Annotated in this window: 10 protein-coding genes; 6 read left to right on the forward strand and 4 right to left on the reverse strand. The window is 30.9% G+C overall.

What is annotated here, in order from left to right:
* Positions 1–186 precede the first annotated feature (186 nt).
* The 6 genes from topA (at position 187) to gldN (ending at position 8,507) form a co-directional block, all read left to right on the forward strand.
* Positions 187–2,706 (forward strand): type I DNA topoisomerase, encoded by a 2,520-nt coding sequence (topA, locus tag Q0762_RS11965; protein WP_298767134.1) that lies wholly within the window; start codon positions 187–189, stop codon positions 2,704–2,706.
* A gap of 38 nt (positions 2,707–2,744) precedes the next feature.
* Complete coding sequence (locus tag Q0762_RS11970) at positions 2,745–3,905, forward strand: formimidoylglutamase (RefSeq protein WP_298767135.1); 1,161 nt, start codon at positions 2,745–2,747, stop codon at positions 3,903–3,905.
* A gap of 107 nt (positions 3,906–4,012) precedes the next feature.
* Entirely contained in the window at positions 4,013–5,383 is a 1,371-nt protein-coding gene (gene gldK, locus Q0762_RS11975) for a gliding motility lipoprotein GldK (RefSeq protein WP_298767136.1), read from the forward strand.
* A 35-nt stretch (positions 5,384–5,418) separates the two neighbouring features.
* Positions 5,419–6,060: a gliding motility protein GldL gene (gene gldL, locus Q0762_RS11980; RefSeq protein WP_298767137.1), complete on the forward strand. Its 642-nt coding sequence runs from the start codon at positions 5,419–5,421 to the stop codon at positions 6,058–6,060.
* 44 nt (positions 6,061–6,104) lie between these two features.
* Positions 6,105–7,637, forward strand: a complete 1,533-nt coding sequence (gene gldM / locus Q0762_RS11985; RefSeq protein WP_298767138.1) for a gliding motility protein GldM — start codon at positions 6,105–6,107, stop codon at positions 7,635–7,637.
* A 15-nt stretch (positions 7,638–7,652) separates the two neighbouring features.
* On the forward strand, positions 7,653–8,507 hold the full coding sequence (gene gldN / locus Q0762_RS11990; protein WP_298767139.1) for a gliding motility protein GldN: 855 nt from the start codon (positions 7,653–7,655) through the stop codon (positions 8,505–8,507).
* Between the two features lie 90 nt (positions 8,508–8,597).
* Here the strand turns inward: gldN and Q0762_RS11995 are convergent, their stop codons facing one another.
* The 4 genes from Q0762_RS11995 to Q0762_RS12010 all read right to left on the reverse strand — a co-directional run bounded on the left by Q0762_RS11995 (position 8,598) and on the right by Q0762_RS12010 (position 11,830).
* The gene (locus Q0762_RS11995; protein WP_298767140.1) at positions 8,598–9,212 is read right to left on the reverse strand and encodes a DUF1684 domain-containing protein; all 615 of its coding nucleotides are present in this window, start codon (positions 9,210–9,212) and stop codon (positions 8,598–8,600) included.
* A 5-nt stretch (positions 9,213–9,217) separates the two neighbouring features.
* Entirely contained in the window at positions 9,218–9,754 is a 537-nt protein-coding gene (locus tag Q0762_RS12000; protein ID WP_366941006.1) for a DUF4252 domain-containing protein, read from the reverse strand.
* A 222-nt stretch (positions 9,755–9,976) separates the two neighbouring features.
* The gene (locus tag Q0762_RS12005; protein ID WP_298767141.1) at positions 9,977–10,675 is read right to left on the reverse strand and encodes a hypothetical protein; all 699 of its coding nucleotides are present in this window, start codon (positions 10,673–10,675) and stop codon (positions 9,977–9,979) included.
* Positions 10,676–10,771: 96 nt separating this feature from the next.
* On the reverse strand, positions 10,772–11,830 hold the full coding sequence (locus Q0762_RS12010; protein WP_298767142.1) for a branched-chain amino acid aminotransferase: 1,059 nt from the start codon (positions 11,828–11,830) through the stop codon (positions 10,772–10,774).
* Positions 11,831–11,871: the final 41 nt, after the last annotated feature.

Below are 11,871 nucleotides of genomic sequence, written 5' to 3' on the forward strand. Positions count from 1 at the left end.
CGTTTAAGATTGCAAAGATACAACCAAATTTATTTCATTATGACAAATTGGCAGAAAAAATAAACCTCATTTTTTGTTAATAATTTGTCTAAAATTGAAGAAAAAATTTTTTTTAACAAAAAACTACCTACTTTTGCACCCAAAATTAATGCGATTTTTAGGCATTTAAGGTCAAAAAAAACATACATGGCAAAGAATTTAGTAATAGTAGAGTCACCGGCAAAAGCAAAAACTATAGAAAAGTTTCTTGGAAAAGATTTTCAAGTAGAATCTAGTTATGGGCACATTGCAGACTTACCATCCAAAGAATTAGGAATAGATGTAGCTGGAGATTTTAGTCCCAAATATATTGTTTCTGATGATAAAAAAGCCATTGTTAAAAAATTAAAGACACTTTCTAAAAAAGCAGAAACAGTTTGGTTGGCAAGTGATGAAGATCGAGAAGGAGAAGCTATTGCATGGCACTTGCAACAACAATTAGAGCTAAAAGATGATAATACAAAACGTATTGTTTTTCATGAAATTACTAAAAAAGCCATTTTAAAAGCAGTTGAAAATCCTAGAGATATAGACTATAATATGGTAAACGCACAGCAAGCGCGTAGAGTTTTAGATAGATTGGTGGGTTATGAGCTTTCTCCTGTTTTATGGCGAAAGGTAAAAGGAGGTTTATCTGCAGGACGTGTGCAATCTGTTGCAGTGCGTTTAATTGTAGAAAGAGAAAGAAGCATACAAGAATTTAAAGCACAAACACATTATAAAGTAGTTGCAGAATTTAAAAATTTAGAAGGAAAAAAGTTTAAAGCAACTATTCCTAAAAATTTCGATTCTAAAAAAGCAGCAGAAGTGTTTTTAATTTCTTGTGCAAATGCAGATTTTTCTATTGCAGATTTAACTAAAAAGCCAGCTAAAAAATCGCCAGCAGCGCCCTTTACCACTTCAACATTACAACAAGAAGCATCACGTAAATTAGGTTTTCCTGTGGGTAAAACCATGCAAGTAGCACAACGTTTGTATGAAGCCGGTTTAATTACGTACATGAGAACAGATAGTGTAAATTTATCTGTAGATGCAAGAGATGCTGCTGAAGAAGAAATAACCAATTATTACGGAGCAGAATATAGCAAACAACGTGTTTTTAAGTCGAAGGCAAAAGGGGCGCAAGAAGCCCATGAAGCCATTAGACCTACCAACATGAAAATGCATGGTATAGATACAGAGTACGATCAAAATAGGTTGTATGATTTAATTTGGAAAAGAACCTTAGCATCTCAAATGAGTGATGCACAATTGGAAAGAACCAATGTGAAAATAGAAAATTCTGAAAACGAAAAGATTTTTACAGCAAATGGTGAAATGATTAAGTTTGAAGGGTTCCTAAAAGTATATTTAGAAGGAAGTGATGACGAAGATGGAGAAGAACAAGCAGGAATGTTGCCCAATCTAAAGAAAAACGAAGCGCTAGAATATAGTTTTATAAACGCAACACAACGTTTTACAAGTCCACCTTACCGTTTTACAGAAGCATCTTTGGTAAAACAGTTAGAAGAATTAGGTATTGGTAGACCTTCTACATATGCACCAACAATTTCTACAGTACAAAGAAGAGGTTATATAGAAAAAGGAGATAATGAAGGGGAAGAAAGAAATTATGAGCAGTTAATTCTTGTAGATGGAGCTGTAGAAAGTAAAAAACTAACCGAAAAAACAGGTGCTAATAAAAATAAGTTGGTACCCACAGATATTGGTAATATTGTAAACGATTTTTTAGTAAATAATTTTTCTAATATTTTAGATTTTGGTTTTACTGCCAAAGTAGAAAATTCTTTTGATGATATTTCTGAAGGTGATGAAAATTGGACAGAAATGATTAAAAGTTTCTACAACAAATTTCATGAAAATGTAGAAGATGTTAAAGAAAATGCAGAAAGAGAAAGTGGAGAACGTATTTTAGGAAAACATCCAGAATCTGGAAAAACCGTTTTAGTACGTTTGGGTAAATTTGGGCCAATAGCACAAATTGGTGCGCCAGAAGATGAAGAAAAAACTTTTGCAAGCCTAAATAAAGATCAAAATTTAGGAACTATAACTTTAGAAGAAGCTCTAGAGTTGTTTTTATTACCAAAAACTTTAGGGACTTTTCAAGATGAAGAAGTAATTGTTTCTAACGGTCGTTATGGGCCTTACATTCGTTTTGGAACCATGTTTGTGTCTTTAGATAAAGGCGAAAATCCTATGGAAGTAGATTTGTCTAGAGCAGAAGAATTAATTGTTGCCAAACAAAAAGCAGATGCACCTATTTATCATTACGAAGATTTACCTGTGCAAAAAGGTGTTGGACGTTTTGGACCATTTATAAAATGGAATTCTATGTTTATCAACGTAAATAAAAAGTACGATTTTGATAATCTTTCTGATGATGATATTATAGAATTAATTGAAGTAAAAAAGCAGAAAGAAATAGATAAAGTTATACACAATTGGGAAGATGTTGGCATCCGTGTAGAAAAAGCACGTTGGGGACGTTTTAATGTTTTAAAAGGTAAAATTAAAATAGAATTGCCTAAAACTACAGAAATTGAAAAGCTTTCTAAAGCAGAAGCCGTAAAAATGATTGAGGCTAAAACACCAAAGAAAAAGGCAACGAAAAGAAAAACAACAGCAAAAAAGAAAACAACAACAAAAAAAACCACCAAAAAGAAATAAGGTTTTCTTATATTAGCGCTGTTTATTAAAAATAAGTAATGAATACAGACTTTTTGACCCCTATAAAAGAATCTGTTTTGGCACATTTGGTAATGCAATCTGCATCATCTTTTGGCCAAAATATTCAAGTTCATTCTACTGAAGCTGGTTTTCCAGATTTAGAAAATGTACAATTAGCTATTTTTGGTGTTCAAGAAGATAGAAATAGCCATAACAATTTTGGTTGTGGAGAAGGTTTATCACATATTCGCAAAAAACTATATCAACTCTTTCCCGGCAAATGGCAAACAAATATTGCAGATTTAGGCAATATTCAAAAAGGAAATAAAGTTTCAGACACTTATTTTGCTGTTTCAGAAATAATTACATCTTTATTAAAGAAAAATATTATCCCTATTATTATTGGTGGAGGTCAAGATATTACCTATGTAAACTACAGAGCTTATGATAATTTAGAGCAAACTGTAAACATTACTGCAGTAGATAGTAGATTTGATCTGGGAAATTTAGAAGACGAATTAACTTCACAATCTTACCTCAGTAAAATTATAATGCAACAGCCAAATAATTTGTTTAACTATGCAAACGTTGGCTATCAAACTTATCTAAATCCACAGGATGAAATTGAATTGTTAGATAATTTATTTTTTGATGCTTACAGATTAGGAAAAGCAAAAGAATTAGAAAATATAGAACCCGCTTTTAGAAATGCAGATATTGTTTCTATAGACATTGGTGCTGTAAGACAAGGAGATGCACCTGCAAACAATAATGCTTCGCCAAATGGTTTTTTTGGTGATGAAATTTGTGCATTAGCAAGATATGCAGGTATAAGTGATAAAGTATCTTCTTTTGGTGTTTATGAATACAATGCAAGGTTAGATGTAAACCATCAAACAGCCCATTTAATAGCACAAATGATTTGGTACTTCATAGAAGGCGTAAATTATAGGGTTAAAGATTATCCTTTTTCTGGAAAAGAAAACTACCAAAAATTTACAGTTTTATTAGAACATGATGCCCCACTTACTTTTTATAAAAGTAATAAATCTGGCAGATGGTGGATAGAAATAAATATTTTATCTAATAATAAATACAAAAGACATGCGTTAATACCATGTACTTATAAAGATTATACAGAGGCTACCAAACAAAATATACCAGAGAAATGGTATAAGGCAATGAAAAAAATGATGTAATTTTGTCTCTTTAATAAAAATGATTACGTTAAAATGCAAATTCAACATTGTTTTTTAACAAAAAATATAATAGGTTTACGAACTTTTTAGATAAGATATATTAGCATATGAAGAAAGTAGTAATATTTGCACTTTTATTAGCAGTATTTTACAGTTGTGGCTCTAATGATAGAGGAGAATTGGTTGGAGTACAAGTTAAGAAAAAATGGTTTTCAGAAAAACCTTATGGAATGGCTTTAATTCCTGGTGGCTCATTTACAATGGGTAAGCAAGATCAAGATGTTATTGGTACTATGAATGCGCCTAATAAAACAGTTACAGTTAGGCCATATTATATGGATGAAACAGAAATTACTAATAATGAATACAAAGAATTTGTACATTGGGTAAGAGATTCTGTAACTAGAACAAAATTAGGATATCAACAAGAATTTGCTGGATTATTAACATCAGATGCAGCCGGAGAAGGGCCAACTGGTGGAATACATGATTTTGCTTTTGCAAGTGTTGATACCACAAATGCTACACCTTACCAAAGGTATATGTATGAAAATTATTGGAGTTTAGGAGACGGAATAGATTCTATAAAGCCATTAAATTGGGATACAGAATTGGTTTGGAAAAAAGAAGAATATCCAGATTTAGATTACGTAGAGGTTATGGATTCTTTATATATTTCTAGAGAAGAAGCCGTTGATGGTATTAGAACATTTAATACTAAATTTCTAAAATATAGATATTCTTGGTTCGATAGAGATAATGCTGCAAGAAAAGGAGGTAATAGAAAAGATTTTGTACAAGTAGAAGTTTTAAACATTTATCCAGATACCACAGCTTGGGTTAAAGATTTTAATTATTCTTATAACGATCCAATGCACCAAGATTATTTTTATCACCAATCTTATGGAGATTATCCTGTAGTAGGCGTTACTTGGGATCAAGCAAATGCTTTTTGTAATTGGAGAACTAAAAAGAAAAATGATTATTTATTAGGTAGAAAAAATGCAACTCAAGTACCAGATTTTAGATTGCCAACAGAAGCAGAATGGGAGTATGCTGCAAGAGGAGGTTTAGAATTTGCTACATATCCTTGGGGTACAGGAGGTACTACAAGTGATAGAGGTTGTTTTTTAGCAAACTTTAAACCGGTTAGAGGTAATTATGCAGTAGATGGTGCTCTATATACAATGGAAGCTAAATCGTTTAATGCAAATGATTATGGACTTTATAATATGGCTGGTAACGTATCAGAATGGACAAATACCGCTTACAATCTGTCTTCATATTATATGGCTTCTACAATGAATCCAAATGTAGAAGATAGAAAAAACAAAAGAAAAATTGTACGTGGAGGTTCTTGGAAAGATGTTGCTTACTTTTTAGAAGTAAGTTCTAGAGATTATGAATACGCAGATACCGCAAGAAGTTACATAGGTTTTAGAACCGTACAAAATTATATTGGAACAGGAAACAAGTAAATAATAAATTCAAAAATTAAATTCAAAAAAATATTATGGCACAGTCAAGTACAAAAAAAAGATTATTTAACATCGCATATAATGTGGGAGCATCAATTGTAATTGTAGGTGCTTTATTTAAGTTGAATCACATAAGCTTTGGACCTATAAACGGGGCTTTAGTATTAGGAATTGGTTTGGTTGCTGAAGCAATTATTTTCTTTTTATCAGCATTTGAAGCACCAGAAGAAGATTTAGATTGGTCTAAGGTATATCCAGAATTAGCAGGAGAAGCACCAACTTCTAAAAAAGAAAAAAAGAAAGAAACACCAGAAGGTCTATTATCTCAAAAATTAGATAATTTATTAAAAGATGCTAAGATAGATTCAAGTTTAATGGAAAGTTTGGGATCTAGCATGAAGAATTTTCAAAACGCTGCAGAAGGTTTGTCTGCTGCGTCTGGTTCTGTTGCTTCAACAAATAAATATAATGAAGAGATGTCGAAAGCAGCTTTACAAATGGAGTCTTTAAATAATTTGTACAAAGTACAAGTAGAAAATTCTGGTAAGCAAACAGAATTAAATTCTGCAATGGTAGAAAATACAGAAAAGCTACAAGCACAAATGGCAGCTTTAGCTGATAATTTATCTTCTTTAAATGGAGTTTATGGTGGCATGTTATCTGCAATGTCTAAATAAAAATTAGTTCATAGAAATTTTTAACAACTCAAAAACTAATTAGAATGGCAGGAGGAAAAATGTCCGCAAGACAAAAGATGATAAATTTAATGTATCTCGTTTTTATTGCAATGTTGGCAATGCAAATGGATAAAGAAGTTTTATCAGCTTTTGGTTATACAAATTCAAAATTAGTAGATAGTAATATGTCTACTAAAGAAAAAAATGATTTAGCTTATGCTAATTTAGCAACTAAAGCATCTGAACAACCAGATAAATTTGGTCCATTAAAAGAAAAAGCAGATAAAATTCAGAAATATTCATCAGAATACTTTTCTTACATATCAGATTTAAAAACTAAAATGATAGCTGATATTGAAGATAAGAAAGATTACGAGAGTATGGATAAAACGGACTGGTTGGATTCTTATTTTTTTAAGGGTGATAATTATACGGCGGAAGGTCAGGAATTTTTAGACAAAAGAAATGCGTTTAGAGAGAATATGATAAACGTATTGGGAGCCGATAGTAAATTTGCTCCAGCAATTAAAAATAGATTTAATACAGAAGAGGTTGTAAATAGTAAAACGGGTTTAAAAGTTAGGTTTTTAAATGCAAGATATGAAGGTTTTCCAATGGTTGCCTCATTAACTAATTTTACACAAATTCAAACAGATATTAAAAATACTGAAAGTGATATTATATCTGATTTGCTTGGTGGTCAGTTAGAAAGTGAAGTTTCCATGAATAATTACAATGGTATCGTACAACTTGATAAAAATGCTTTTTATCCAGGTGATAAAGTAAATGGTAGTGTAGTTTTGGGAAGATATGACCCAAGTTTAAAACCAACTCGCGTTGAGTTAAATGGCAAACCTTATGATAATTTTAAAGATGGAAGTGTAGTTTTAGACTTACGTGCAGGTGCTGTTGGAGAAAAAGATATTAAAGGAACAATTTTCTTCATGGAAAATGGGGAAGAAGTGCCAGTTCCTTTTAAAAGCTCTTACTCTGTAATTTCTAAACCTAACTCTGCTGTAGTTTCTGCAGATAAAATGAATGTGGTTTATAGAGGTTTACCAAACCCATTAACAATTTCTATACCAGGTATTGCTGCTAATTTAGTTAAAGCAACTGCCCCAGGTTTAAAACAGGTAAAAGGTAGTAGTTATGTATTAAGTCCAAGAACAGGTAAAGAAGTAACTATAAATGTTACTGGTAAATTACCCGATGGAAAACCTGTAAGAACTCCAAAAACGTTTAGAATAAAAGATATACCTCCTGCTATGGGAACTGTAAGAGGGCAATTTGGTACTGTGAGAATGCCTAAATCTGGTTTGGCAAATACACCAATAGGTGCAGGTTTACCAGACTTTTTGTTTGATTTAAACCTTAGAGTTACTAGTTTTAAAGTAAAGGTACCTGGACAATTAGCAGTAATTGTTAATGGTACAAAACTTAATGCAGCTGCAAAGAAAGCATTATCTAAAGCTAGAAGGGGAGATATCATTAATATTTACGACATCAAAGCAGAAATAAAAAACAACTCTTATAAATTGAAAAAAGTTTTACCAGTTAATATAGAGTTAAGTAACTAGAAAATAAATAGCGTTATGATTAAAAATTGTGTAATTATATTTTTCGCGATTCTAACTACAAGTTTGGTAAATGCGCAAGCAAATTTATTGAATGCAAAAAGTGTAGCCCAGATAGGTGTTAAAAGCGAACAGCAGTTGGCAGCAGATAATGATGGACCAATACCCTATGGTTATGTAGACGATAGAGATGTGTTATGGTCTAAAGTAGTTTGGGAATTTATAGATTTGAATCAGAAAATAAATTTGCCGTATTATTTTCCTATTGATACAACTAATATTTCTTCAGATAGAAGATCTTTGTTTCATACTTTAATAAAAGGAATTAAACAAGGTAAAATTACAGAGGCTTATGACGACTCTTTCTTTACTTCTAAAATTACCCAACAAGAAATAGACCAACGATTAATAAATGTTCGTGATGAAAATGGATATTCAGATACCTTTAGAATCCAAACAGAAGATGTTGCAGGATACAAAATTAAAGGAATGTGGTATTTTGATAAAAGACAAGGAGAATTGAAATACAGATTGTTAGCATTGGCACCTATGGGTAAAGATGTACAAACTTTAGGTGTAGAAGAAATTGAAGATGAAGAATTGTATGAATTATTTTGGGTCTTCTTTCCTTCTGCAAGAGAAGTTTTGCATGACGCTAAAGTATTTAATCCAAAGAATGCATCACACCCAATTTCTTTTGATCACCTATTAAACGCAAGAAGATTTAGCTCTACAATAATTAGAGAAGAAAATATTTACGGAAATAGAGCTATAGAAGATTACGTAAGAGGTAATTCTTTATTTCAATTGTTAGAAGCAAATAAGATTAAAGAAGATATTAGAAACAGAGAAATTGATATGTGGAATTACTAATATCCACCTAAATCAATTTTAATTCAAAAAAAAACGTTTGCAATTGCAAACGTTTTTTTTTGAATTAAAGTTCATAGAATTTTATAATTTTTAGTGCGGTTTAAATGCTTTAATACCCGCTTTAATAGCAATATCTAAATGATTTTTTCTAGGAGTTAAGGGACAGGAATACCTATCGTCATAAGCACAATAAGGATTGTATGTATTATTGAAGTTTAAAGTAATTGTATTTTCCTTAGAAACATCGTTAAGAGATAGGTTCATGTACCTTCCAGCTCCGTAAGATTCATTGCCAGAGGTTTGATCTGTAAAGGGAAGAAAAAGTACATCTTTTGTATTTTCGTTTTCTAAATCTTCTTGACTTTGGTAAACCGTTAACTGCAATTCTTTTCCTTTTAAATTAAATATTAAAACACCATATTCTTTGTAGAAAGCAGTTCTGGCTGTAGTAGTTGCCATTTTAAATAAAGGTGTATTTTCCGATTTTTCCAACTTGGCTTTTACAATAAAAGAAGGGTCAATTTTAAAAAAATCTAAAGCTGTAAATTTCTTTAAATCTTTTCTTTTTAAAGGAGACCTGCTTGCGTCTTTAAACTGCATATTTAATTGTTTTTGATACGCAGTAACTCCAGGAATTGGTTTTTTGTCTTGAGAATTACAAGAAATTAGAGAGAAAATTGTGACTAAAATAAATATTTTTTTCATTTTTATTAATTCGGATTAAAAGAAGGACTTAAAAAATTTTGTTGTTTTAGTAAGAGTGAGTTTGATAAATTGTCAAATTCGTTAGCCTCAGCTAAATGTTTTAATTTTTCAGGATCAAATTGTCCTTTCAAATAAAAAGCAGAAGTTTTTGCTAAAGTAGAATTAAAAATAATAGCTTCTGTAACAACTTCACCGTTTTCCTTTACAGAAACAATTTTAGTTCTTTCTAAGCTGTTGCTCCTTAACATATCTGTAAAATTTTCATCTGTAATTGCGTTTATTTCTTCAACTAAAAGCAATTGCTTTGCACTTGTAATATCTTTAAAAGTAATAAATTTTAAATCCTGTACATTTTTAAAAAAAGAACCAACTTGAGGAGAAATAGTACCCAGTAGACCTCTCATAAATTTGGGGATTTGAAAAGAAGTAACCCCCATTTCTCTCTTATGCGCGTCGTAAAATGTACGAAATGTTTGCTGTGAACCACAAGAATATAGTATTAAAAAACAAAAAAGGATAAGATATTTATATGTTCTTTTCATCTGTTTGTGGGTTAATTAAAAGGCTAATTTGGTGAATGTATTTCATGATAAAAATACAATTTTAAAATGACTTAGTATGTGAGTTGTATGCGTTCAAAAGCACAATAAAAGCTCGGTTGTTTAATTTGGATGATTTTTTTTAGCTTTTGTTATAGTGTAAGTTTGATGTTAATGAAATGAATAAAAACCCGAAAACAAGCTATTCAATACACTTTAAAAAACCTAGTTTAATACAAACACTTTAACACCTTCATGGTCAAAGGTACTTATTTCGCTAGTATTAATTTTATTACCTACCTTAAGTTTGCTGTTGTACAAACGCCAATTATCTACAGCATTAAATTGATTTACGGCATCTTTAAAAGATAAAAATAAATGTGCTTCAGTTTCAACACTAAAAGCGCCAGAAGTAACAAATAAAAAATTATCTTCTTCATCGTTTTTTAGATTATTGGATATAAAAATTCTACCATGATTATTTACAGTTGCAGGGTTTGTATTGTCAGACCAAGTTTCTTTGAATTGGGCACTCCATTCGTAATCTTTAAAAAAGCTAGAATAACCTGTAGAAGAACCATTTCTTAGTATTAAACCGTTAAGTGCTAAAAAGGATGCTATTTTTTCGCTAGCTTCTTTTTTTGTTTTCGATTTAAAATCTACCCATAGTATATTTATAGGCTCTAAAATTTCTTTTTTTGAGTGAGGAATATTTAGCCAATTTGCAATGGCATTTTTATGGTTGTGTTGCTCTTTAAACATCCAAATACCAAAATCGAATGTATTAATAGTGTTTTTATCCTGTATACTTAAGGAATATTTTAATTTGATATCTGGTGCCTTTTCTTCTAAACTAATGATATCTTCTGAGCAAGAACTAAAAATTGAAAGTGCAAAAATTAAACTAAACTTTTTTAAATTCATAATATTTTATCTTAAAGAAAGAAATATTTTCTTTAAAGATAAAAAAAAAGCATCAAAATAAATTGATGCTTAGTTAATTTTTTGATTTATAGTAGATTACTTTACAACAACACGCCAACCATAAGGGTCTGCAGTTTTGTTGGTTTGTATATCTGTGATAGCTGTTTTTAAAGTGCTTGCAAAAGGCTGTTCTAATTCTGGTAAATCGTAATCTTTATCCTGGTAGCCAAAACCAGCAATAGGAGAAATTACGGCTGCAGTACCTGCACCAAACATTTCTTTTAAGTCGCCATTTTCTGCAGCTGTTATAACTTCTGTAACAGAAACTTTTCTTACTTCTACCTTAATATTTTTATCTTTTGCAATTTCAATAATACTTTTACGTGTTATTCCGTCTAAGATTCTATCGTTTGTAGGACTGGTAATTAAAGTATCATTAATTCTAATAAAAATATTCATAGCACCAGCTTCTTCAATATACTCATGTGTATTGTCATCTGTCCAGATTACTTGATTATAGCCTTTTTCTATAGCCAACTGCGTTGGATAAAACTGAGCTGCATAATTACCACCAGCTTTAGCAAAACCAACACCACCGTTTGCAGCACGTGCATATTTTGTTTCAATTAAAACTTTTACCTTTCCTGCAAAATAAGCTCCAGAAGGTGCCGTACAAATAATTAATTTATATTCATCTGCTGGTGATGCATGAAAACCATTACCAGACGCAAACATAAAAGGTCTAATGTATAAAGAACTTCCGACGTTTGTAGGTATCCAAGCTTCATCTATTTTTAATAACGCTTGTAAACCATCCATAAATACAGCTTCAGGAATTTGAGGAATAACCAAACGTTCTGCAGATTTATTTAAACGTGCACAATTGTCTGTAGGTCTAAATAAAAGTGTATTTCCTTCCGTATCTTTATAGGCTTTCATACCTTCAAAAATAGATTGTCCGTAATGAAAAATTTTAGCAGCAGGACTTAAAGAAATAGGCTCAAAAGGAGAAATTACAGGTGTTTCCCATTTACCATTTTTATAAGTACAAACCAACATGTGGTCAGAATAAACACTACCAAAAGGTAAATTGTCAAAGTCAACAGAATCAATTCTTGATTGGGCTACACGATTTATTTTTATTTCAGTACTCATTTTTTGTCTTTTGTGATATAACAAATGTACACAATTTATCA

Origin of the sequence: uncultured Polaribacter sp. (assembly GCF_947495205.1) — a bacterium.
Classification (GTDB): domain Bacteria; phylum Bacteroidota; class Bacteroidia; order Flavobacteriales; family Flavobacteriaceae; genus Polaribacter.